At 63.7% G+C, this 23,142-nt stretch carries 17 protein-coding genes and 1 pseudogene; 13 read left to right on the top strand and 5 right to left on the bottom strand.

Annotation, left to right across the window (positions count from 1 at the left end; all coding sequences use genetic code 11):
• Window positions 1–466: 466 nt before the first annotated feature.
• From KFB96_RS10155 to KFB96_RS10145, 3 genes are all read right to left on the bottom strand, one after another.
• Window positions 467–850: a NifB/NifX family molybdenum-iron cluster-binding protein gene (locus KFB96_RS10155; protein ID WP_213462865.1), complete on the bottom strand. Its 384-nt coding sequence runs from the start codon at window positions 848–850 to the stop codon at window positions 467–469.
• 158 nt (window positions 851–1,008) lie between these two features.
• Window positions 1,009–1,416 (bottom strand): DUF6858 family protein, encoded by a 408-nt coding sequence (locus KFB96_RS10150; protein ID WP_213461880.1) that lies wholly within the window; start codon window positions 1,414–1,416, stop codon window positions 1,009–1,011.
• Between the two features lie 287 nt (window positions 1,417–1,703).
• Window positions 1,704–2,414 carry a Crp/Fnr family transcriptional regulator gene (locus KFB96_RS10145; RefSeq protein ID WP_213461881.1) on the bottom strand — a complete coding sequence of 237 codons (711 nt, stop codon included), beginning with the start codon at window positions 2,412–2,414 and terminating at the stop codon, window positions 1,704–1,706.
• 188 nt (window positions 2,415–2,602) lie between these two features.
• Between KFB96_RS10145 and abc-f the strand changes: the two genes are divergently transcribed.
• The 7 genes and pseudogenes from abc-f (at window position 2,603) to soeC (ending at window position 12,706) form a co-directional block, all read left to right on the top strand.
• Window positions 2,603–4,519: a ribosomal protection-like ABC-F family protein gene (gene abc-f / locus KFB96_RS10140; protein ID WP_213461883.1), complete on the top strand. Its 1,917-nt coding sequence runs from the start codon at window positions 2,603–2,605 to the stop codon at window positions 4,517–4,519.
• Window positions 4,520–4,952: 433 nt separating this feature from the next.
• A complete protein-coding gene (locus tag KFB96_RS10135) occupies window positions 4,953–5,825 on the top strand; it encodes an ATPase (RefSeq protein WP_213461885.1) in 873 nt (290 codons plus the stop codon).
• Between the two features lie 22 nt (window positions 5,826–5,847).
• Window positions 5,848–6,933 (top strand): homoserine O-succinyltransferase, encoded by a 1,086-nt coding sequence (locus tag KFB96_RS10130; protein ID WP_213461888.1) that lies wholly within the window; start codon window positions 5,848–5,850, stop codon window positions 6,931–6,933.
• Window positions 6,934–7,293: 360 nt separating this feature from the next.
• On the top strand, window positions 7,294–7,569 hold the full coding sequence (locus tag KFB96_RS10125) for a hypothetical protein (RefSeq protein WP_213461890.1): 276 nt from the start codon (window positions 7,294–7,296) through the stop codon (window positions 7,567–7,569).
• Between the two features lie 385 nt (window positions 7,570–7,954).
• Window positions 7,955–10,773 (top strand): annotated as a pseudogene (gene soeA / locus KFB96_RS10120) (sulfite dehydrogenase subunit SoeA).
• A gap of 108 nt (window positions 10,774–10,881) precedes the next feature.
• Complete coding sequence (gene soeB / locus KFB96_RS10115; RefSeq protein ID WP_213461894.1) at window positions 10,882–11,604, top strand: sulfite dehydrogenase subunit SoeB; 723 nt, start codon at window positions 10,882–10,884, stop codon at window positions 11,602–11,604.
• 124 nt (window positions 11,605–11,728) lie between these two features.
• Window positions 11,729–12,706 (top strand): sulfite dehydrogenase subunit SoeC, encoded by a 978-nt coding sequence (gene soeC / locus KFB96_RS10110; RefSeq protein WP_213461896.1) that lies wholly within the window; start codon window positions 11,729–11,731, stop codon window positions 12,704–12,706.
• Window positions 12,707–13,033: 327 nt separating this feature from the next.
• On the opposite strand, the gene corA is transcribed toward soeC, so the two are convergent.
• Window positions 13,034–14,110, bottom strand: a complete 1,077-nt coding sequence (corA, locus tag KFB96_RS10105; RefSeq protein WP_213461898.1) for a magnesium/cobalt transporter CorA — start codon at window positions 14,108–14,110, stop codon at window positions 13,034–13,036.
• A gap of 343 nt (window positions 14,111–14,453) precedes the next feature.
• On the opposite strand from corA, the gene KFB96_RS10100 reads away from it, so the two are divergent.
• The 3 genes from KFB96_RS10100 to KFB96_RS10090 all read left to right on the top strand — a co-directional run bounded on the left by KFB96_RS10100 (window position 14,454) and on the right by KFB96_RS10090 (window position 18,632).
• Window positions 14,454–14,927, top strand: a complete 474-nt coding sequence (locus tag KFB96_RS10100; RefSeq protein WP_213461900.1) for a DUF29 domain-containing protein — start codon at window positions 14,454–14,456, stop codon at window positions 14,925–14,927.
• Between the two features lie 28 nt (window positions 14,928–14,955).
• A complete protein-coding gene (locus KFB96_RS10095) occupies window positions 14,956–17,580 on the top strand; it encodes a carbamoyltransferase HypF (protein ID WP_213461902.1) in 2,625 nt (874 codons plus the stop codon).
• 491 nt (window positions 17,581–18,071) lie between these two features.
• Window positions 18,072–18,632, top strand: coding sequence for a hypothetical protein (locus tag KFB96_RS10090; protein WP_213461904.1), 561 nt, complete (start codon window positions 18,072–18,074; stop codon window positions 18,630–18,632).
• A 228-nt stretch (window positions 18,633–18,860) separates the two neighbouring features.
• Here KFB96_RS10090 and KFB96_RS10085 read toward each other — a convergent pair whose 3' ends face one another.
• Entirely contained in the window at window positions 18,861–19,286 is a 426-nt protein-coding gene (locus KFB96_RS10085; protein WP_213461906.1) for a hypothetical protein, read from the bottom strand.
• A 558-nt stretch (window positions 19,287–19,844) separates the two neighbouring features.
• On the opposite strand from KFB96_RS10085, the gene KFB96_RS10080 reads away from it, so the two are divergent.
• The 3 genes from KFB96_RS10080 (at window position 19,845) to alr (ending at window position 22,308) form a co-directional block, all read left to right on the top strand.
• The gene (locus KFB96_RS10080; protein WP_213461908.1) at window positions 19,845–20,132 is read left to right on the top strand and encodes a hypothetical protein; all 288 of its coding nucleotides are present in this window, start codon (window positions 19,845–19,847) and stop codon (window positions 20,130–20,132) included.
• Window positions 20,133–20,238: 106 nt separating this feature from the next.
• Window positions 20,239–20,676, top strand: a complete 438-nt coding sequence (locus KFB96_RS10075) for a DoxX family protein (RefSeq protein WP_213461910.1) — start codon at window positions 20,239–20,241, stop codon at window positions 20,674–20,676.
• Between the two features lie 549 nt (window positions 20,677–21,225).
• A complete protein-coding gene (alr, locus tag KFB96_RS10070; RefSeq protein ID WP_213461912.1) occupies window positions 21,226–22,308 on the top strand; it encodes an alanine racemase in 1,083 nt (360 codons plus the stop codon).
• Window positions 22,309–23,142 lie beyond the last annotated feature (834 nt).

Raw genomic sequence — 23,142 nt, 5'->3', positions numbered from 1 at the left:
AATGACGAATCGCAACCTGCTCTTCGGGGGGCGTCGTCGCGCGCTTCTCAGGAGGGTCTTCGGACTGCCGTGCCGATCACCATCGATCCATCGAGCTGGACTGGGACGGTCTGACGCGGCCGAGCCAAATGCACTGAGGTGGTTTCGGGCGATGGGGGCGACTGAAGTCGCCCCACGACGCGCAGATGGGTCTGAGGTGATTTACGGGAAAGGAACGGCCGCCCTGTAGGGGCGAATTTATTCGCCCCTTGATGACCTGCAGCCGCCCAGAGTTTGTCCCGAGCCGTGCGAGGCGCAACCAGCAATCGGGGAAGTTGTGCCTCCTATCGTCAGCACAATCTACGAGGTTCGAGGCTTTCGGAAGTCGCCCCAGAGCGCACGACCGGCGGTCCGACGAACCGACATGACCTTGTGTCGCAGGCAGCGGGTGCGCCCGAGGCGGATCAGCTTCGCACTATGGCCGTGCTCATTCCGCGTGCCCCTGCGGATGCCTGTCGCCATGGTCATGGGTGTGCGGCGCAGCGGCAGGCAACGGTTGACCTTTGAGAATCGCGCCGACCGCATGGATGGGGTCGCTCGCGCTGGTGGTATGCACCGCGATCCCGTGGCGTGCCATGCGCTGGAGAAAACCCTGCCCGGCGCCCTGGGTCACGATGGCGTTCAGCTTGAGCTCGAACAGCGGATGATCCTCGCCGTGATACTCGTGCAGGGACAACTCCATCGGCAGATCGAGCCGATCGATCTCGGTCGGGTTGCCGTCGGGGTCCGCCTCGTAGACGAGGAAGCGACGGCTCTTGCCGGCGTGTCCGGTGATGGTGCGAAAGTTCTGGCTGGTGACGGCGATACGCATGGATTTCCCCGTGTTCAGAACGGCGAAGACGCTTCGAGTGGTCATGGATGTCGGATCTCGTGGGTATACTCGGAATGTCCTGCCGCGGGACGTAGGAGCGATTCAAAATGGATGGAATCGGCCTCGGCAGACTCGACGATTGTCGGAGCTGGCGCGGTTTAGGCCGGTGCCGCCTCGGATCGGCGCAGACGCATCGCCCAGTCCTCCATCGCCGCGTTCGCCACCGGCATCGGCAATTCGATGAAGGTGATCACGAAGCCGTCGTCGGTCTCGGCGATGCCGATCGATCGGGGTCGCATCGCGAGTGCCTGCGGGTTCGGCAATGTGATGCCGAAACAGAAGACCAGATTCTTGGCGGCGCGGATGGCTTTGTCGATACGCCCGTCCGGAAGCGATCGGGTATGTCGGAAATGATCGAACTCGGCGATGAAGACGGCCGACGGATGTGCCTCGATACAGGCCCTGAAATAACCGCAGACGGCATCGACCGAGTCGAACGGTGTCTCCTCGCGGTCGATCTCCAGCACGTAGACCGGAAAGGTCTCCTGCAGCACGGTCTGTTTCATGATCTGCCCTCCCGGCCTTGGTCAAGCGGCGGTGCGGCACCGCGAAGGCGCCATCATTGGGGGTGAGGGGTGCTCGGGGCATTGAAATCGATCAACCCGGCTGAACCGCGTCCGGGGTATGTCTCGAGGCGATCCACTGGAAATGCCGCCGGATCATGCCGAGAGGGTCGGCGGAGACGCGGTTCAGGATAAAAAATCAATCTCTTGAAACGCGTCTCTCGCGGGGTTCGTGGGCGTGCGCGATGCCGATCATCACCGAGAACAGGGCATATCGCACCGGACGCGTTTCAACCCTCCGCGATGCGCTTGAGGTTGGGGATGTCGAGCAGAAAGCGGTTGGGGCTGGTCTCGACCAGAAGGCTCTGGCGCTTGAACTCGGCGATGGTGCGGCTTGCGGTCTCGGTGGTGATGCCGAGCATGGCGCCCATGTCCTCGCGGCTGAACAATTGGCAAGCACTGCTCTCGCGATCGCGGACCAGGCGCAACAAGAGCCGGGCGATGCGCTGGCGGGCGGACCCGGTGGAGAGCTCGGTCAGCCAGGCGTCGGCCTCGTTCAAGGCACGTTGCCAGCGCGAGATCAGCTCGCGATGCAGATCCGGATTGTTTCCGCCCAGGTCGCGGACCAATCGGGCGGGGAAGCGGCAGACCTCGGTCGGCTGAAGGGCGATGGCCTCGTGTTGGTAGGTGCCGCCTTCGAGCATCGCCTCCAGACCGAGCACATCGGTCGTGCGCGCGACCCGTACGATGCGCTGGCTGCCGTCCGGCAGATACTGCACCAGCTTCAACACCCCGGCGCGCACGGTGAACATATGGTCCGCTGCGTCGCCCGTACGATAGAGACTGGTGCCGGGTTTCAAGGTGTATTGGTCGATCGGGTCGTGGATCTGCTCGAAATCCGATTCGGCCAATCCCGCGAAGAGGACCGAGGTGCGAAGCGAGCAGTTGAGGCAGTCCGCCTCGCCGGACCAGGCTTCCCGCAGCGTGACACTTTTGACCATTTGTCTCGTCTGAATCTCGTCGTTCGGTGCGCATGAAGCACCTGATGGCCCAGTGTAGCCCATCGTACGGACGAGATCATTTCGCGCGCGGGGTTGCGCATTGTCGTCGCCCTCTCTAACGTGAGCCACCGGTGTTCGCTCGTGCGCCGCGCGCCGTGACTCACACGTCCCCTCGACCAGGTATCCCGATGACCTTGCTCAGCCTCGACTCCGTCGCCCTCTCCTATGGCCTGCCGCCGCTCTTGGAGGACGTCTCCTTCAGCATCGAGCGAGGGGAGCGGATCTGTTTGATCGGCCGCAACGGCGCCGGCAAATCGACCTTGCTGCGGATCATCGACGGGGAGATCCAGGCCGACTCGGGTCAGATCCGCGCGGCCGCCGGGCTGAAGGTGGCGCGCCTGACGCAGGAGATCCCGCGCGGGGAGGAGGGGAGCGTCTTCGAGGTCGTCTCGGCCGGCCTGGGCGATCTCGGGGTGCTTCTGAGCGACTACTTCAAGCTCTCCCACGGCTTGGGGGCCGACCCGAGCGAGGAGGACCTGACCCGTCTGGCACGGGTACAGCAGCAACTCGAGGACGGCGGCGGCTGGGCAATCGAGCAACGCACCGAGCGCGTCATCTCGCGGCTCGGGCTCGACGCCGAGGCCCGTTTCGCGGCGCTCTCGGGCGGTCTGCAACGTCGCGTCTTACTTGCCCGTGCCCTGGTGACCGAGCCCGATCTGCTGCTGCTCGACGAGCCGACCAACCATCTGGACATCGATGCCATCGATTGGCTCGAAGACTTCTTGATCGACTTTCCAGGCTCCCTGCTCTTCGTCACCCATGATCGGCGTTTCCTGCAACGGGTCGCGACCCGAATCCTGGAGCTCGATCGCGGGCGGATCACCGACTGGCCCGGCGACTACGCCAACTATCTGCGTCGCCGCGAGGAGCGTTTGCATGCCGAGGCCCAAGCCGCGGCGCATTTCGACCGCAAGCTCGCCGAGGAGGAGGTCTGGATCCGCCAAGGTATCAAGGCACGGCGCACCCGCAACGAAGGCCGCGTGCGCGCGCTCGAATCCATGCGGCGCGAACGGCTCGAGCGGCGCGAGCTGCAGGGCACGGCGCGTCTGCGCCTGAGCGAGGCGGATCGTTCCGGCAAGCTGGTGGTGGAGGCCGAGGAGATCAGCTTCGCTTGGGGCGACACCCCGGTGATTCGCGACTTCAGCACCCTGATCCTGCGCGGCGACAAGATCGGCATCATTGGCCCGAACGGCGCCGGCAAGAGCACGCTGCTGAAGCTGTTGCTCGGTGGCCTGGAGCCTCAAGTCGGGACGATTCGCCGCGGCACGAACCTGCAGGTGGCCTATTTCGATCAACTGCGCGCCCAGCTCGAGCTGGACAAAAGCGTCCAGGACAACGTTGCGGGCGGGAGCGACAAGATCGAGGTCGACGGCCAGAGTCGGCATGTCCTCTCCTACCTGAAGGACTTTCTCTTTACCCCGGAGCGTGCGCGCCAGCCGGTCAAGGCGCTGTCGGGAGGGGAGCGCAATCGCCTGCTGCTGGCCAAACTCTTCACCCGCCCCGCCAATCTGCTGGTGCTCGACGAGCCGACCAACGATCTGGATACCGAGACGCTGGAGCTGCTCGAGGACCTGCTCGTCGAGTTCCAGGGCACCCTCTTGCTGGTCTCCCACGACCGGGCACTGCTCGACAACGTCGCCACCAGCACCCTGGTCTTCGAGGGCGACGGACGGGTCCGCGAATATGTCGGCGGATACGAGGACTGGGTGCGTCAACGCGATCCGCGGCGTTCGGGCGAGTTCAAGACGAAACCTGCGGACTCCGCGACATCGGCGTCGGCTCCCACGGGCGGGCCGACTCAGCCCAAGGCCGCGCCCAAGGGCGAGAAGCTGAGCTTCAAAGAGACGCGCGAGCTCGCCGAGCTGCCGGCCCGAATCGAGGCACTGGAGGGCGCGCAAGCCGAGCTGCACGACCGCCTCGCCGATCCGGCCTTCTATCAGGCCGCCCGAGAGGAGGTGGCCGCGGTCAAGGGGCGTCTGGAGGCGTTGGAGTCCGAGCTCGAGACCGCCTACGCGCGCTGGGAGTCGCTCGAGGCGCGGCGCTGATCCAGCGTGAGCGAGGCCCTGCGCGCGCAGCCGGACCGACCGCCGGTGTTGCCTCGGTCCCGCTCGGCCCAACCAACCCTGACCCCTGACCCCTGACCCCGAACCCCGAACGGCGCGTTTGTCGCCGTCCCCATCCTGAACCAAACCGCGTCCAGAGCGACATGCGTCATTTTCATTTTGCATATGGCTTTGGAGATGTCCTCGATCTCGGTGAGACGCGGTTTAAAATTTAATATTCTTTAATATCTTAAACCGCGCCGACTCCAACGCTCGTCACATCTGCCGGGGCCGATCCCATCCAAAAACATCGCATACCGCGCCGGGCGCGGTTTAACATCGCCGATTCGAACCGCGTCAGGCACGAGTCTCTCGGTATCCCCGAACGGCCGTTCGCCGCCAAACGTCGGTTTTCACTCAGGACGCGGTTCAATCCATGAAGTTCAAGGTCGATGAATTCCGCAGCTGGAAGCACAAGTGCATCACGCTGCTCGGGATGTCGGGAGTGGGCAAGACCTATCTCTCGGAAATGCTGCGCCGCAACGACTGGTTCCACTACTCCGGCGACTACCGGATCGGGACCCGTTATCTCAACGAGCACATCCTCGACCTGATCAAGGCGCACGCGATGCGCGATCCCTTCCTGCGCGATCTCCTGCGCCACGATTGGGTGGCCATACACAACAATATCAAGATCAAGGATTTGGGGCCTGTTCTGAGCTTCGTCGGCAAGCTCGGGAACCCCGAGCGCGGGGGGCTGCCGCTCGGCGAGTTCAACCGTCGCCAGGCCCTGTATCGCGAGGCGGAGATCGCGGCCATGATGGACGTGCCCGATTTCGTGCGAAAGGCCCGGGAGATCTACAGCTATCCGCATCTGATCAACGACGTCGGCGGGAGCCTCTGCGAGCTCGACGAGCCGCGAGTCATCGACCTGCTCGCCAAGCACAGCTTGATCCTCTACATCCGGGTCCCGGAGGCGGACGAGATCAAGCTCATCCAGCGCGCACAGGCCGATCCCAAGCCGCTCTACTATCGCCCCGACTTCCTGCGTGCCGCGTTGAAGGACTATTTGTCGGTCCATGGTCTGGACTATGTCGCGCAAGTGGACCCGGACGATTTTACGCGCTGGGTCTTCCCGCGCCTGTTCCATTCGCGGGTGCCGCGCTACGAGGCGATCGCTCGGCCCTACGGCTATACGGTCTCGTCCGAGGATGTCGCGCAGGTGCGCGACGAGCAGGATTTCCTGCAGTTGATCGAATCGGCGATCGGACAGGCCGAGACGCCGGTCTTCGATCCCGAGATGCAGTAACCCGAACGACAGGACCGACCCCATGCCGATCGTCGCCCACAATGACCTGCCTACCTTCGAGCGTCTGCGCGAAGAAGGCCACAAGATCCTCGAGCCCGATCACGCGCTTCAGCAGGATATCCGCGAGCTGCATATCGGCCTGCTGAACATGATGCCGGATGCCGCGCTTGCGGCGACCGAGCGACAGTTCTTCCGGCTGATCGGTCAGAGCAATCAGATCGCGCAGTTCTATGTCCACCCCTTCACGCTCGACGCGCTCGACCGCGGCCCCATCATTCGCGAGTATGTCGAGCGCTACTACGAGCCGTTCGAGACGATTCGAGCCGAGGGCCTGGATGCCTTGGTGATCACCGGGGCCAATGTCACGGGCCCGGACCTCGCGAGCCAGACCTTTTGGGGGCCGCTGATCGAGGTGGTCGACTGGGCCTATCACAACGTCAGCTCGACCCTCTGCTCCTGCCTGGCGACCCATGCGGTGCTGCAGTTTCGCTACGGGCAGCGGCGCCGTCCGCTGGGCGAGAAACGCTGGGGTGTCTATGTGCATCGCGTCATCGACCGCAGCCATCCCTTGGTGAGCAGTGTGAATACGCGCTTCGACGTGCCGCATTCGCGTTTCAACGAGATCGGTCGCGACCAATTCGAGGCGGCAGGTCTGCACATCCTCGCCGAGAGCGAGGAGGCCGGTGTGCATCTCGCGGTCAGCCCGGACGGCTTCCGCCAGGTGTTCTTCCAGGGTCACCCCGAGTACGACATCATCTCGCTGCTCAAGGAGTACAAGCGCGAGGTCAACCGTTTCGCCGCCGGAGAGCGCGACCAGTACCCGCCTGTCCCCGAGAACTATTTCGGCGTCCAGTCACGCGCCATCCTGGACGAGCATCGCGAGCGGATCCTCGATGCACTCGATCAGGGGCGCGATCTGCCGACCTTCCCCGAGCAGCACATCGTCGATCGGCTCGACAACACCTGGCACGACAGCGGGGAGGGTGTCCTCGGCAACTGGATGGGGCTGATCTATCAGGTCACCCACAACGACCGCAGGCTTCCATTCATGTCGCACGTGGACCCCGACGATCCGCTTGCGCTGAGTTGGCGTCGACCCCGCGGTTGAATCGAGCCGGCCCTGTTCCGTGGTTTTTCGGCACCGGCGCGCGAACGGGGCGTGATCGCGAGACGTTTGATTGTCTCTATGTTGCATCTCGACAACAGATGCGCCCCTCTGTCCTGCAAGACAGCGCTGATCGACGCGATGTTTTTTCGCGTTCAGTGATCGATTTAGCGAAATAAAAGCTGTTGTCTGGTTGTCGTTTGTTGCATTTTAATACTAAACTTGACGCATGAGATGCAGTGTGTGACGAAAAGGAAACGGCCTGTTGTCGGCATGTTTCCTCTCGTTGCCGAGCGGGCAGCTCAACCGACTCTCCCGGGCGGGATGATCGGCATCCAAACAACAGATTCCACTGAGAAAAACATGTTCGAGCAAACCGAAAACGCGATCCGCTACAAATGGGATCCCAGGACTTACACCGGGTTCAAGCTGCGTTACGACGCCGAGGGTGCAGCCAAGGGCGGGCATTGCTGCTTCCACGTCGAGGATTGGACCTTCCGCAGCATCACCAACGAATGGCCGTGCGAGGACCTCGACGAAGCACTGGATGTGTTGAATCACTTCTTCGCGATCGACGTCACCCAAGAGCGCGCGCGTCTGGCCGCGTGGCTCCCGGTGACGCTGGCCGAAGCGGCCTAGTCCGCGACGTCGTTCGCGCCGGCCTCCGGCTCTCGTCAGTCTCGTCAAGACTCGCACCTCCGGGGCTTACGCCCCGAGGTGCGGGAGTTCGTTTGCAGTCGAGCGGCTTCTGCTCCCACGCTCCTCACGCCGCACAGCATTCGCCTCGATCGCCCCGTTTTCCGCGTACAAGCGACCCGTTCGCCTGTTTAGCAAGCTTCGCGCCGGTCGCTTCTTGGTCACCCATTTCCGGCTGAACGTTTTGAAACATAGACATCCGCAATATTAGAATGCGGTAATCGTCTCGGTCTTCACAACTCAGCTCTAAAGGTGCCCGTTATGAGATCCCATTGCTCACTCCGACAGCACGGTCGGGCGAGTCGAGGTCAAGGAAACCACCTGCTACATGTGTGCATGCCGTTGCGGCATCCGAGTCCACATGCGCGACGGCGAGGTCCGTTATATCGACGGCAATCCCAAACCGTGCTGTCTGCGCTAAAGCAAAGGTCAGCGCCACACGGGCAGCTCCGGGATCATGAAGCAGTACTCGCCGGGGCGGATCACCACGCCGCTGCGCCGCGGCAGCGGGAGCGGATGGACGCCTCCGAGCATCCCTGACGAGTGTCGCGAGGTGCAGACGAGGCGCTCTGCGATGGATCCGAGCGTGCTCCGGCGCTCTTCGCCGGTACGACAGACGCAGGCCCCTCGCAGGTCTCTTTCGCCAAGCAGTTCGGTACCCCGAACTATGCCGCACACGGCGGATTCTGCTCGGTCAACATGGCCGCGGGCATGATCTACACCATCGGCGGCTCCTTCTGGGAGTTCGGCGGACCGGATCTGGATCGCGCCAAGCTCTTCGTGATGATCGGCACCGCCGAGGATCACCATTCCAACCCGCTCAAGATCGCCATCTCCGAGTTCAAACGACGCGGCGGCCGCTTCATCTCGGTCAATCCGATCCGCACCGGCTACTCGGCCATCGCCGACGAGTGGGTACCGATCAAGCCCGGCACCGACGGCGCGCTGCTGATGGCGATCTCCCATGAGATCCTCAAGCAGGGTCTGTTCGACCGCGATTTTCTGATCCGCTACACCAACTCGGCCGAGCTGGTCATCGACGACCCGGCGCGCAACGATCACGGTCTCTTCTACCGTGCCGAGATGCATGTGGAAGAGGGCTGCTTCGATCCGGAGAATAAGCTCTGGTGGGATCGCAACATCGACGGCCCCATCAGCACCCACACCCCCGGTGCCGACCCGCGACTGATGGGCAGCTACAAGCTCGACATGGACGACGGGATCCCGGTCAAACCGGCCTTCCAACTGCTCAAGGAGCGGCTGGAGTCCTGCACCCCGGAATGGGCCGCCGAGATCACCGGTATCCCGGCCGAGACCATCCGCCGGCTCGCCCACGAGATGGGCGTGACCGCGCGCGATCAGAAGATCGAGCTGCCGATCCCCTGGACCGATTGCTGGGATAACGAGCATCAGTCCGTGACCGGCAACCCGGTGGCCTTTCACGCGATGCGCGGCATGGCTGCCCATTCCAATGGCTTCCAGACCATCCGCGCGCTCGCCGTGCTCATGACCCTGCTCGGCACCATCGACCGGCCCGGTGGCTTTCGCCACAAGGCGCCCTTCCCGCGCCCGATCCCGCCCTGTGCCAAGCCACCGCATGGCCCGGAGGCCGTTCAGCCGAACACGCCGCTCGACGGCATGCCGCTCGGTTGGCCCGCGAAGCCCGAGGATCTCTTCGTCGACGCCGACGGCGGACCGGTGCGCATCGACAAGGCCTTCTCCTGGGAGTATCCGCTCTCGGTGCACGGTCTGATGCACAACGTCATCACCAACGCCTGGCGCGGCGACCCCTATCCGATCGACACCCTGTTCCTCTTCATGGCCAACATGGCGTGGAACTCCTCCATGAACACCAGCGAGACGCGCAAGATGCTGGTGGACAAGGATGTCGAGGGCAAATACAAGATCCCCTTCATCGTCGTCTGCGACACCTTCTCCTCCGAGACCGTTGCCTTTGCCGATCTGGTGCTGCCCGATACCAGCTATCTGGAGCGTCACGATGCGCTCTCGATGCTTGACCGCCCGATCTCCGAGTTCGACGGCCCGGTGGATGCCGTGCGCATCCCGGTGCTGCCGCCGAAAGGCGAGTGCAAGCCTTTCCAGGATGTGCTGATCGAGCTGGGATCGCGCCTGAAGCTGCCGGCCTTCGTCACCGCCGAGGGCGCGCGCAAGTTCCGCGACTATCCCGATTTCATCGTCAACTACGAGACCTCCCCTGGATCCGGCATCGGCTTCCTGGCCGGCTGGCGCGGCAAGAACGGCGATCAGGTGCTCAAAGGCGAGCCCAACCCCAAGCAGTGGGAGATGTACGCCAAGAACGGCTGCGTCTTTCACCACGAGCTGCCGCCCAGCTACCAGTACATGCGCAACTGGAACAAGGGTTATCTGCACTGGGCGCGGGCGCACGGCATGATCCGCTATGCCGAGCCCATCACCATCCATCTCTATTCGGAGGTCCTGCAGAAGTTCCGGTTGGCTGCGCAGGGCAAATGGCCCGGCCGACAGCCGCCGGATCGGTTGCGCGAGCGCGTCGAGACCTATTTCGACCCCTTGCCCTTCTTCCATCGCCCCTTGGAAGACCAACTGGTCGACACGGTGCGCTATCCCTTGAACGCACTCACCCAGCGTCCAATGGCCATGTATCACAGCTGGGACAGCCAGAACGCCTGGCTGCGTCAGATCCACAGCCACAACTATCTCTTCGTCAATCCGCTGGTGGGCAAGAAGCACGGCTTCGCCGACGGTGACTGGATCTGGGTGGAGTCCACGCTGAGCAAGGTGCGCTGCATGTGCCGCTTCTCCGAGGCGGTCGAGCCCGGCACGGTCTGGACCTGGAACGCGATCGGCAAGGCCAACGGCGCCTGGGGACTCGGAAGCAACGCGGACGAGTCGCGCAAGGGCTTCCTGCTGAATCACCTGATCGCCGAGGAGCTTCCGCCCAGCGCGGCCGGCGAGCATCTCTCCAACTCGGATCCGGTCACGGGTCAGGCCGCTTGGTTCGATGTTCGGGTACGGGTCTACAAGGCCGGTTCCGACGAGCCGCGGGTGACCTCGCCCCAGTTCGACGCCATGCCGCGACTGCCCGGGCAGGAGAAGCAGCGCGGCAAATGGCAGGCCTACATGGCCGGCGTGTTCGGGAAGAAGTAGCTTCGGCCCTCAGCGGTCGGCTCCGGGCCCGGCGATGAAAACCATCGCGGGCTCGCACGCCGACGTCCGATCCCGCGGCTGACGGCCGACAACGGAGAGATTTTAGACATGACTCAACTCGCCCTGGTCATCGACCTGAACGTGTGCGTCGGTTGCCATGCCTGCGTGACGTCCTGCAAGGAGTGGAACACCTCCGGCTGGGCAGGCCCGATGGTGGACCAAAATCCCTATGACGGCAGTCCGACGGGGACCTTCTTCAATCGGGTGCAGACCTTCGAGGTCGGTGTCTTCCCGAATACCGAGACGGTCCATTTTCCGAAGAGCTGTCTGCACTGCGAGGAGCCGCCCTGCGTTCCGGTCTGTCCGACCGGCGCCTCGCACAAACGGGCCGACAACGGGATCGTGCTGGTCGATTACGACAAGTGCATCGGCTGCAAATACTGCTCTTGGGCCTGTCCCTACGGTGCGCGTGAGTTGGACGAGCAAGAGAAGGTGATGAAGAAATGCACCCTCTGTATCGATCGCATCACCGATGCCACGCTGTCCGATCGCGATCGTCAGCCGGCCTGTGTGCTGGCCTGTCCGACCAGTGCGCGGCTCTACGGCGACGTCCATGACCCGGACTCGGAGGTCTCGGTGGCGATTCGCGAGCGCGGCGGCTATCAGTTGATGCCCGAATGGGGCACCAAGCCGGCCAATCATTATCTGCCGCGTCAGAAGACCCGGATGTACATCAGTCCGGACGAGCTGACGCGTGTCGACAACCCGTTACGCAAAGAGGATCTCACCACCTACACCGGTGAGGAGACCTTGGACGACGTGGCCTGGTAGGGATGCCCGCGGATCGGAGCGCGCAGGACGGGGCGAGCACAGCGACCCCCGTCGCGCTTCGAGCCGATCCGGATGAATCCGACTCGCCGACACGACATTCGTTACAGGACAAAGGCATCCACCCATGCACCCCGCATTCTCCGTCATCTTTCTGACCACGCTGCTCGGCGCCGGTCAGGGCCTGTTTTTGGCCATGTTTACCGGTCAACTCTATGCGCTCGCCCAGTTCCTCCCGGCGCAGGAGGACCAGTTCTATGCGATCGGAAGCCTGGTCGCGCTCCTTTTGCTCGTGACCGGGCTCGGTGCATCCTTCTTCCATCTCGGACGTCCCGAGCGGGCCTGGCGCTCAGCCGCCATGTGGCGCACCTCTTGGTTGTCGCGCGAGGTCATCATCCTGCCGATCCTGATGGCGCTGGTATTTGCCTACAGCGTGGCGCACTTGATGCACTGGACGCAGCCCTGGTTCCGCATCGGCGAGGCACTCAACGTGGATGCGACCCTCATCCTGGGGCTGCTCGGGACGATCGCCTCCTTCGCGCTCTTCGTCTCGACCGCCATGATCTACGCGAGCGTCAAATTCCTCGAGGAATGGCACTCGACCTTCACCGTCGCCAACTTCACGCTCTTGGGACTGGCCTCCGGATTCATGCTGGCCGCTGCCTACTCGGCCTATATCGGCAATCCCCTGGTGTCCTTCTTCGGCACCTGGGCCGTGCTGCTGACCTTGGCGGCATTCGTCTCGCGCGGTGCCCATCTCAGGCGCAACGCCAGGATCAAGCACAAGAGCACCGTGCAGACCGCCATCGGCGTGCGCCACACCGCAGTGGTTCAGAAGGCGCAAGGCGCGATGGGCGGCAGCTTCAACACGCGCGAGTTCTTCCACGGGCGCACTCCCGAGACCGTTCGACTCGTGCGCAACAGCTTCCTCGCCCTGGTCTTCCCGATTCCGATCCTCTTGATCTCCGCCGCCTACCTGATCGAATCGACGACGCTCCCCGTCCTCGCCTTCGTGATCCAGTACCTCGGACTCATCGCCGAGCGCTGGTACTTCTTCGCCGAGGGCAAGCATCCCCAGAATCTCTACTACCAGAGCATCTCCTGACCGACGAGTCGCCTCCGCAATCGGGGTGATTCCCGATGCTGGAGCCATGGTGCCGAGCCGTGCGAGGCACAACCGTCGGCGGCAGTTGTGCTTCCGATCGTCGGCACAACCGGTCATCGATTGATTCGGAAATCGCCTTAAACCGCGCCCTGTGCGGTATGCGATGTTTTTGGATGGGATCGGCCCCGGCAGTTTTGACGACCGCTGGAGTCGGCGCGGTTTAAGATATTAAAAAATATATTATTTTTAACCGCGTCCCCGCTAAGGGCCGTGGAAGCACCAAACGTCGAGCCCACTCGAAAGTGAGCATCTCGCTCTGGGCGCGGTTTAGAACCATCGTTTGATGCGGAAGAACACCAGCATTCCCAACGCCAGGATCAGCATCACCCCCAAGAGGCCGAAATAGCCCCAGTGCCACGTAAGCTCCGGCATGTATTCGAAGTTCATGCCGTAGATGCCGGCCAGGAAAGTCAGCGGGATGAAGATGGTCGCCGTGATGGTCAAGACCTTCATCACCTCGTTGGTGCGATAGCTGATGCCCGAGAGATAGAGATCGAGCATCCCCGAGATGATGTCGCGAAAGGTCTCCACCGTGTCGACCACCTGGACGGTATGGTCGTAGACATCCCGCAGGAAGACCCGTGTGGTCTCGTCGACCAGCTTCGAATCCCCGCGCTGCAGACCGCCGATCACCTCGCGCAACGGCCAGACCGACTTGCGGAGCTGAATCATTTCGCGCTTGAAGTGATGGATCGACTCCAGGGTATTGGTGCCGGGGACGGCGAAGAGCTCCTGCTCGAGATCTTCGATGTCGTCGCCGATGCTCTCCAACGTGGTGAAGTAGCGGTCGACCACGACATCGATCAGTGCATAGGCCAGATAATCCGGTCCCATCGCACGGCCACGAACCTTGCCGCTCCTCAATCGATCGCGAACGGCGTCGAAGATCGGACCGCTCTTCTCTTGGAACGAGAGCACGAAGCTCGGTCCCAGGATCAGACTCACCTGCTCGACCCGGAACCCGCCCTCCTTCTCGTAGAAGGGAATCTTCAGCACCAGAAAGAGGTAGTCGCCGTAGTCTTCCAGTTTCGGCCGATGGTCGCTGTTGAGGATGTCTTCGAGCACCAAGGGATGAAGTCCGAAACAGGCCCCGATGGTCTCGATATGGCCGACGGCATGGATCCCGTTGATGTTGACCCAGGAGACCGCCCGACGCTTGTCCAATCCGCAACAGCGCTCGACCTCGCCGATGCCGAAGGTGACCTCGGAGAAATGCTCGGCATCGTAGGTGACGAGGTCGAAGGTAATGGGTTCCTGACTCGGCTCTCCCACATGCACCAGTGTCCCGGGCGGTGCCCCGATCTTGCGATGCGGACGCTTTCTGAGCAGCTTCTTGCGGGCCATGCGGCGACTCCTCGCGGGGCGGAGTCCGAGAATAGGGCAGGGAGACGCCCCGGGTACAGACTGTCGTTGTCGGAAGCGCGGCGGGACCGAGATCCGCGTCGGGTTTCCGGCGCAGAGATTGCTGTAGGCGACTCTCGGAAGACTGCGGCTCTTGCCGGACCATCCGGAGTGGGTCGGGCTTCAGCCCGACAGGAGTCACGAGGGACAGCCAGACGCCGCCGATAGCAGTCAGCCCGCGCCGGTCGCCTTTGGACGACGATGGCCGACCGAATCGCATCTTGGCGCCGCGCTTCATCCGGGGTAGCCTCTTCGACGAAAACACTCACATGATGAGCACCCTTCGATGTTGACGAAGCAGCCCGACCAACCCGCGAGTGCCCTGTCCGAGCTCTACAAGACCGACTTCCATGCCTGGACCCGTCGTGCGGCGGAGCTTGTACGCCAACACAAGCTCGACGCGCTCAATCTGGAGGATCTTGCCGAGGAGCTCGACAGCATGGGAGCGAAAGAGCGCCGCGAGCTGATGAGCCGTTTGGACGTGTTGATTTCGCATCTCTTGAAGTGGGCGTTTCAGCCCGAGCGCCGAACCAATAGCTGGGACGGAACGATCCGGGAGCAGCGCCGCCAAATCGCGCGGGCGATCAAGCTCAGCCCGAGCCTGAAGCCGTTCTTGCCCGAAGCCTTGACCGATGTGTATCCGGATGCGGTCGAGCGTGCGGTCTTCGAAACAGGACTCCCCGAGCATCTGTTTCCGCAGGACTGTCCCTATTCGCTCGATGAAATCCTCGACCGGACCTTCTATCCGGGCGAGCCATGAATCTCGATAAGCTTCGGACTGAAATAGCGTGACCGCCGAGTCGATTCGTGTCCGCGGCCTGGTCCAAGGCGTGGGCTTTCGCCCCACCGTCTGGCGCCTGGCCCGCGCGTGCGGCCTGTCCGGCGATGTGCGCAACGACGGCGAGGGCGTCCTGATTCGCCTGCGGGGGAACGTCGCCGGGGACGATCCCGGCGTGAGCGGCTTTTTGAAGCGACTTCGCGAGGAATGTCCGCCGCTGGCCCGCATCGATTCGATCGAACGCAGTCCGATCGCGGATGCGCAGGAGCTGGCCCACCTCGCGCAGAGGCAGGACTTCGTCATCCTGGAGAGCGCGGCGACCGCCGTGCACACCGGGATCGTCGCCGATGCGGCGACCTGCGTGGCCTGTGTCGCCGAGATTCGGGACCCCGTCGATCGGCGCTACCGCTATCCCTTCACCAACTGCACCCACTGCGGGCCGCGTCTGAGCATCGTCGCCGGGATCCCCTACGACCGTGCCCGTACCAGCATGGCGGCATTTCCCATGTGCCCGGACTGTGCGGCGGAATACAAGGATCCGGCTGACCGACGCTTCCATGCCCAGCCCAACGCCTGTCCTGTCTGTGGTCCCAAGGTCTGGCTGCAGGATGCCGCGGGGCGGCTCCTGGAACCAACGGCGCTCGGTGCCGAGGACGCGATCGCCGCGGCGAGCCGGCTGCTGGCCGAGGGGCGAATCCTCGCCGTCAAGGGGATCGGCGGCTTCCATCTCGCCTGCGATGCGACCAACCCGGATGCGGTCGCCGAGCTGCGTCGGCGCAAGCGGCGCTATGCCAAGCCGCTCGCGCTCATGGCGCGCGATCTGGATGTGATCCGGGGCTATTGTCGGATGACGGGGCGGGATGCGGCTCTGCTTGCCGGTCCGGGTGCGCCGATTGTGCTCTTGGAGCGGGGCGGTTCGGGCGGGGAGGATGGGTTTCGCTGCGCTCTAGCGGAGCCGGGACCGGAGCATTCGTGCGGGGAGGATGGGTTTCGCTGCGCTCTAGCGGAGCCGGGACCGGAGCATCTGCGCGGGGAGGATGGGTTTCGCTGCGCTCTAGCGGAGCCGGGACCGGCGCATCTGCGCGGGGAGGATGGGTTTCGCTGCGCTCTACCCATCCTACGTGATTGCGATGCGGTGTTTCGAGCGTTGGCGCCGGATGTCGCGCCGGGTCAGACGACCTTGGGGGTCATGCTGCCCTACAGCCCGATCCACCATCTGCTCCTGGCGGACTGGGATCGGCCCCTGGTGATGACGAGCGGCAATCTGAGCGAGGAGCCGCAGTGCATCGACAATGCGGACGCGCTCGGACGGCTCGGGCAGCTCGCCGATGTCCTGTTGCTGCACGACCGGGCGATCCTCAATCGGGTCGACGACTCGGTGGTTCGAGTCATGGCGGGGCAGCCGCGCCTGCTCCGGCGTGCACGCGGCTATGCCCCCACACCCTTGCCCTTGCCGCCTGGCTTCGAGGACGCACCGCCGCTGTTGGCGCTCGGCGGCGAGCTCAAGAACACCTTCTGTCTGGTCCGCGACGGTCAGGCGATCCTCTCCCAGCATCTCGGCGACTTGGAGGACGCCAAGACCGCACGCGAGTACGAGCGGACCCTCGCCCTCTATCTCGACCTTTTCCAAGTCGTCCCCCAGGCGCTCGCCGTCGACCTGCACCCGGACTACCGATCCAGCCTGATCGGGCGCGAGCGAGCGGCGCGCGACGGCTTGCCGCTGATCGGGGTGCAGCATCACCACGCCCATCTCGCCTCGACCCTGGCGGACAACGGTTGGCCCTTGGACGCCGGTCCGGTGCTCGGCATCCTCCTCGACGGACTCGGCTACGGCAGCGACGGCACACTCTGGGGCGGCGAGTTTCTGCTCGGCGACTATCTGGATTTCGAGCGGGTCGCCCACCTCAAACCGGTGGCCATGCCCGGCGGGACACGCGCGATCCTGGAGCCCTGGCGCAACCTCTATGCGCACCTGGAGAGCGCGGGCGGTTGGGCGGCGTGGCGTGCGCGCTTCGCCGGGCTCAAGCCGATCGAGCGGCTCGACGCCAAACCGCTCGCGATCCTGAGCACACTCATCGCGCGCGGCCTCAACGCACCGCTCTCGAGCTCGGCCGGGCGGCTCTTCGATGCGGTCGCCGCGGCGCTGGGTGTCGGCGGCGAGGTGCTGACCTACGAAGGGCAGGCCGCCATCGCGCTGGAGTCGCTCGCCGCCGACGCCATGGGGCGGGTCGGCGACGGCTATCCGTTCGCGCGATTGACTGGACCAACCGGCAAGCTGGTGCTGGATCCGGCACCGCTTTGGGACGCCCTGCTCGCGGACCTCTCCCGCGGTCGTCCGCCCGAGGAGATCGCCGCCGCCTTCCATGTCGGACTCGCGAAGGCGCTCGGCAGGCTAGCCCTGGATCTGGCCAGCCGTCACGGGCTGTCGACTGTCGCACTCTCCGGCGGCGTCTTCCAGAATCGGCTGCTCCTCGAATCCGTCGCGAGCGGACTCGAGGCCGACGGACTCCGGGTTCTGTTGCAGCGCCAGGTGCCGGCCAACGACGGGGGGCTCTCGTTGGGGCAGGCGGTTGTGGCGGCGGCGCGGGTCTTGCTTCCTCATCGCCGGCCGTCGGCCGAGCCGGTGTCCGAATAAGCCACGCTTTGCCTGGACCGGAACGAGGCGATTGCGGTTGCCTATGCCAGCGGCAGCGCCACGTTGAAGGAAATCGATGGCTCGCCGGGGCGAGAATGGCAAAGCGGAAGATCTGCTGCCCGGCCCCCGACGCGCTCGGGACCTATCCTACCTTCCGAAAAATCGACGTACACCCGGTGATTTCACACACCGCACCTGTGCTGTTTGCTGCTGCGGATCAGGCGGTCATCGAGTACAGCAGATCCGACCCAAAAAACCCTGCTGCAGCGACCGGTCGAGCATGCGGAGCTCATGCCTTGATCCGTGCGCGCTTGGCGCCTGCCGACCGGGGTGCGAAGCGCGGTATACTGAGCGGGGGTGCTGGGAGCATCTACGAGCCCTATCGGTACGTGCCGGCGTCCGTCACTGCGTGCGGCCGCTCCCGGCCCTGACGGGGGCTGCTGCTGTGATGTGGTGGACCCATGAGATCCATCCTGTGTAGGCTTTCGTTCATGATGAAGCAAATCAGCGTTTTCCTTGTAGTTCTGGTGTTCTCCTTCGGTCAGGTCCTGGCTGCCAGCTTCAGCGGTGCCGACGTCGATCGGTTCATTTTGACCTACCAGCAGCTGATCACGATCATCGATTTCGACGAAGAAGACGAGGACGACTTCGACGAGAACGGCGAGGAAATCGATATTTTCAACCTCCAGATCCTCGAGTCCGAGCTGATGGCAATGCTGGCGGAACATCCGGAAGCACCAAGCATGATTCGGGCCGGCGGCTACCGTTCCGAACGCGCTTTCGCCAGCCAGGCGGCCGTGATCCTTCGGGCGTTCTACGCCCATTCTTTCGGTCAGGGGTTGGATCAGCTCGAGCGTTCTCTGCAGGAAATGAGCGAGGAAGATCGAGCCATGACCACCCGACTTCCCATAATGCAGCAGATCGACAACCTGCGCAGCCAGCTGGCGGACGTACCCCCTGCCGACCTGCAGACCATTCATCCGTATCTCGACCAGCTTCAGGCTCTGCTCGTATCCGATGATGACGCGTGGGACGATGACTCGGATGACTGAGTCGAGCCGCTGATTCCACGCATTCTTGGGGGAAGACCGGGCCCTGAAGAAGCGCGAACCGTGCCTGATCCCGAGCCGAGAGCTGCTCTATCGATGTGTCACGGAAGGGCATAGGGTCTTGTTATCCGCCGTTTTTCGGGAGGAAGGGCATGGCGCCATCGAGCGGACCACGATGCCCCTGCTGGCGAAAACTGCGCAGACGATTCGATCTGTGCCTGACCACCTTGATTAATGGGTGTCCACCACATTCAGTGCGGCGCGTAATTCCTCCGCGGTTTGCGGGATGACCAATCTTGCCGCCGGCGACCCATCCGCATCGAAAACGACCACGACCGCATCGTCCATGCCATGTCTCCGGGCAAAGGCCTGCCCGTCCGGGTGGCCGAGATGGGCCGCAAGAAATACGACCCTGCCCTCGTACTCCGGCCGAATACTGTTGATCAGATCCATCACCTCGCCGCCGGCGAGATAGTTTTTGTCACGGGCCACCACCAGTGCTGGAGTCCCCTGGCCGATGCCCGACAGATCCGTCGAAAAGGCCCCGCGAGGGAGCTGGCTCAAGAGCAGTGCCAAGGCACCGACGACCACGGCTACGGTGATCAGCGCTCTGGGCCAGCGCGATTTTCCCGCTGCGGGCTTGGTCTTGTTCTCCATCCATCCACCTCTGAACCTGCGGCCTTGGGGCCGGCAAATGCGCTTTAGCGGCCCGCCGGAGCCGGTCGCTGCCTTGACTGTCCGCCTATCTGTGTTCAGCGCCGTGGTTTTTCCATATGAGGTTCCCGGGAAACTCAGTTTTCCACAAGAAAAGGACGGCGTCGCTCTTGACCCCGATTGAGTCGAGGTGGCGACCCCGGTCAACCAAATGCCATGACACTGCGGCCGCCAGTGGGCGGTGCGGCCATCTCCATCTCCATCTCACTCTCTACCAGCCACAGCCGCAGACCGGCGGCGAGCTAGCGTTCTTCAAGGGTCACCACGGACTCGATTGCTACGTTTCGATGTAACGAAACGTTATCGGAGTCGAAGCGACGTGACGATCTTACGGGTTCAGACGCGTCGTTCATGTTGCCATGCGAGTTCAGAAGTTATTGATAAATTGTTAGTTTATTGGTGAATATGAGGATTGGCACGGCGTCTGCGTTACGAGGGTCAAGCCACCGCCGATGACCGCGGTGGCTCCCGAGTCAACGATCCACAATCCGGAGAAAGACCATGACCAAGTATACCCTCGCCATCGCCGCCACCCTCTTCGCAACCACCGCAATCGCCGATGATGTCTATCACGGCTTGGCCCGCGGCAACGCCGATCTGTTCGATGGCCACCGCGCTGGCCGGAGCGTCGTCGGGGTGCAGCCCGGTGTCGGGGACCGCCACGACATCTACGCCGGCCTTGCCGACGGCAACAGTGACCTCTTCAGTCGCATCGATGCGACCCGGGACAGCGGTTCGCGCCCGGACATCTACCAGGGCTTCGAGGGCAGCGCCGACCTGAGCTACTGATTGCGGAGCAGGGCGAACGGTACCGGACCCTGTCAGGGTCCGTGCACCTGGGGCCATCGATCCTCAACCCCCGGATATCATTACATTCGCATCCTGGAGATAACCCATGACAAGCGCTTCACACACCTTCGGCGCCGAACGCGTGCGCACGCAATCTTTGGATATCACGACCCAAAGCCACTGGCTGTTGCGGATCGGGTTCGCCGCCGTGTTTCTGTTCCATGGCGTCGGCAAGCTCGTTGACCCGGCAGCCTTTGCCGCGATGATGGGGCTGCCTTTCCTGGTCGCCGTCCTGGTCGCGATGGCCGAGGTCGGCGGCGGTCTCGCCATCCTCGTCGGCGGGCTGGTCCGGCGGGATTGGCTGACGCGACTCGGCGCAGGCGTGACCATCCCGGTTCTGATCGGTGCCATCGCGATGGTCCATTGGGGGCAATGGAGCTTTGTCGCGTCGGAGACTCACCCGATGGGCGGGATGGAGTTCCAGGTCGTGCTCCTGCTGATGGCCATCTGGTTCGTGGCGACCGGCAACAGTCGCGGCCGTTGAGGCGGTGCGCTCTGCGGACACGGATGTTCGCGCCGCGCCGGCTATGAGCCGGCCACCGGGTCGCTGCGGTTTTTGCCGATCGACTCCGGCGTCGGCTCGATCAATCCTCGGTTCCCGGACTCCAAAATTAAATCAGTCGGAGACTGCTGTTGATCGCTCGGGAAGCACCGCCCGCCATGCCGAAGAGGTGTATCGCGATGACGTTGACGACCAGCCTGCGAGCCTTATGCGAAGAAAGGCGTGGGATCTCACAAGCCGTCGGCTGAAGACCGGCTACTCAAACCTTCAAGAGCGCGTGACATCCGCTCCGCGGTGTTACGCATGCCCCTGGCGCTCTGCGCCCCGTGTCGGCTTGGCCCGAGCGACGAGCAAGGCCGCTTCTGTGCGAGGCGGGGCATTACACCCTGGTGAATCTGATCAATCGGTTGTATGCGGGGCGGTCGATCTGACTATCCGAGCCACTCAGTTGCGATAGACTGAGCTGAAGCCCGCGCCGGCGGGCTTGACGCGCCAACACATCCCAAGTCGACAACCGTCGCCGAGCCCGCCATGCCCCGTCCGATCCGTGCGCGCATTCATCTGGATGCGGTCCGTCATAATTATCGCCAAGCCAAGACCCTGGCGCCGGGCGCGCGGGCGCTTGCGGTGGTCAAGGCCAACGCCTATGGACACGGCGCGGTGGTGGTTGCGCGTGCCCTTGCCGAGGAGGCCGACGGTTTCGCGGTCGCCTATCTCGAGGAGGCGATGGAGCTTCGGGAATCCGGTATCCGCGCGCCCATCCTGCTACTGGACGGGGTCTTCTCGCCCGAGGAGATGACGATCCTGGATCGGGCTCGCCTGACCCCGGTGATCCACAGCCGTCTGCAATTGGACTGGCTGCTCGCCGCCCGGCCCGAGCGCCCGATCGACTGCTGGCTCAAGATGGATTCCGGGATGCACCGGATGGGGTTTGCGCCGGAGGACTTTGCCGCGGCCTACGCGGAGCTTGCCGATTGTCCGCATGTGCGGAGCCTGGTCCTGATGTCGCACTTCGCCCGCGCCGACGAGCCGGATCATCACTACACCGAGCAGCAGATGCGGGTCTTCGCGCGGGCGACCGCAGCGATGCGCGCGCCCCGCAGCCTTTCGAACTCGGCGGCCGTGCTCGCGTGGCCGCGCGCGCATGGCGACTGGACCCGTCCGGGGATCATGCTCTACGGCGCCTCGCCGCTGGGCGACGAGCACCTCTCGGCCGACATGCTTCGACCGGCCATGACGCTGGAGTCCGCGCTCATCTCGGTGCGGGATCTCGACGCCGGCGAGCCGGTCGGCTACGGCGGACGCTTCGTCTGCGAGCGTCCGACCCGTGTGGGGGTCGCCGCGGTCGGCTACGCGGACGGCTATCCGCGTCACGCCCCGGACGGGACGCCGGTCGCGGTCCGAGGCCACATGACCCGTGTCGTCGGCCGTGTGTCCATGGATCTCGTGACCCTTGACCTGACCGGGATCGAGGATGCCGCGATCGGCGATCCGGTCGAGCTCTGGGGGGCGCAGGTCTCGGCCAACGCCGTCGCCGAGGCGAGCGGGACCATTGCCTATCAACTCTTCACCAATATCAACAGACGCGTCCCCTTGGTCTACGAGGATGGCTAGTGCAAAGGTTCAGAAATTCCGAGACCGTCCGAGATCATCTTCGTTGTCGTTGTCGTTGTCGTATCGATGGTCGATGACGACAACGACAACGACAACGAACGGTCCCGAGACATCTGCCGTGCTGCACTAGGCGCTCAAACGGTCTCGGGATTTCTACAGCGGACCACTAGCGCCCGACCGCAGCCGCCGGGTGTGTCTTCGGCCTCGATGTCCAAGTCGTCCGAGCAGGGTCGAACGATCACGATAGGGGCAACTTCGACAGGTCGACAGGTAGGTTGGGCAAAGCGCAGCGTGCCCAACCCGCGCCGTCATCACGGGGATCAGTTGGGCACGCTGCGCTTTGCCCAACCTACGGCCGAGCGAACCTGTCTCGAGGGTCTTGCCAGCCGACCGGAAGAGCCGCATAATGCCCGCCGCTCTCCGATGGGTCCGTCACGATCGGATTCCGAGAGCACGTGTTTGGCCACAAAGGCTTGCTTTTGTATGGACAGTTGGAGTCGACAGCAGACAGGCGTGAAGGTCAGTCATGACCCGGCGCGCGCGTCGCACCAGCGTCTTTCGGACGAGCCCTCCAATACGGTCATCTGACCCGACACCCGGCTCGACCGGACGTGCGGCGACCTTGCCGGCACGGATGGAAGAGCATCCATCGGATCCAAAGCCACGCGATTCCCGCCCGAGACAGCGGATCGGGATCGCCCCCGGTATTCCGCCGCAAACGGACTTTGGATCTCGCCAGCCGTTCCGGCTCGCCGATCTCTCGCCCTGCTTTGATTGATATTCCAGCATCCAACTGGGTGCCGGCGGTTGCCGGCTTTGGTTGTCCTGAATGCG

This window comes from Thiocapsa sp. (assembly GCF_018399035.1).
Taxonomy (GTDB): domain Bacteria; phylum Pseudomonadota; class Gammaproteobacteria; order Chromatiales; family Chromatiaceae; genus Thiocapsa.
This window is presented reverse-complemented; position numbering and strand designations above follow the sequence as displayed.

What these genes read in the sequence shown, in the direction of transcription:
- KFB96_RS10155 (WP_213462865.1), bottom strand. Translation starts at nt 850, where the DNA reads ATGCGTATCGCCGTCACCAGCCAGAACTTTCGCACCATCACCGGACAC.
- KFB96_RS10150 (WP_213461880.1), bottom strand. Translation starts at nt 1,416, where the DNA reads ATGAAACAGACCGTGCTGCAGGAGACCTTTCCGGTCTACGTGCTGGAG.
- KFB96_RS10145 (WP_213461881.1), bottom strand. Translation starts at nt 2,414, where the DNA reads ATGGTCAAAAGTGTCACGCTGCGGGAAGCCTGGTCCGGCGAGGCGGAC.
- abc-f (WP_213461883.1), top strand. Translation starts at nt 2,603, where the DNA reads ATGACCTTGCTCAGCCTCGACTCCGTCGCCCTCTCCTATGGCCTGCCG.
- KFB96_RS10135 (WP_213461885.1), top strand. Translation starts at nt 4,953, where the DNA reads ATGAAGTTCAAGGTCGATGAATTCCGCAGCTGGAAGCACAAGTGCATC.
- KFB96_RS10130 (WP_213461888.1), top strand. Translation starts at nt 5,848, where the DNA reads ATGCCGATCGTCGCCCACAATGACCTGCCTACCTTCGAGCGTCTGCGC.
- KFB96_RS10125 (WP_213461890.1), top strand. Translation starts at nt 7,294, where the DNA reads ATGTTCGAGCAAACCGAAAACGCGATCCGCTACAAATGGGATCCCAGG.
- soeB (WP_213461894.1), top strand. Translation starts at nt 10,882, where the DNA reads ATGACTCAACTCGCCCTGGTCATCGACCTGAACGTGTGCGTCGGTTGC.
- soeC (WP_213461896.1), top strand. Translation starts at nt 11,729, where the DNA reads ATGCACCCCGCATTCTCCGTCATCTTTCTGACCACGCTGCTCGGCGCC.
- corA (WP_213461898.1), bottom strand. Translation starts at nt 14,110, where the DNA reads ATGGCCCGCAAGAAGCTGCTCAGAAAGCGTCCGCATCGCAAGATCGGG.
- KFB96_RS10100 (WP_213461900.1), top strand. Translation starts at nt 14,454, where the DNA reads ATGTTGACGAAGCAGCCCGACCAACCCGCGAGTGCCCTGTCCGAGCTC.
- KFB96_RS10090 (WP_213461904.1), top strand. Translation starts at nt 18,072, where the DNA reads ATGATGAAGCAAATCAGCGTTTTCCTTGTAGTTCTGGTGTTCTCCTTC.
- KFB96_RS10085 (WP_213461906.1), bottom strand. Translation starts at nt 19,286, where the DNA reads ATGGAGAACAAGACCAAGCCCGCAGCGGGAAAATCGCGCTGGCCCAGA.
- KFB96_RS10080 (WP_213461908.1), top strand. Translation starts at nt 19,845, where the DNA reads ATGACCAAGTATACCCTCGCCATCGCCGCCACCCTCTTCGCAACCACC.
- KFB96_RS10075 (WP_213461910.1), top strand. Translation starts at nt 20,239, where the DNA reads ATGACAAGCGCTTCACACACCTTCGGCGCCGAACGCGTGCGCACGCAA.
- alr (WP_213461912.1), top strand. Translation starts at nt 21,226, where the DNA reads ATGCCCCGTCCGATCCGTGCGCGCATTCATCTGGATGCGGTCCGTCAT.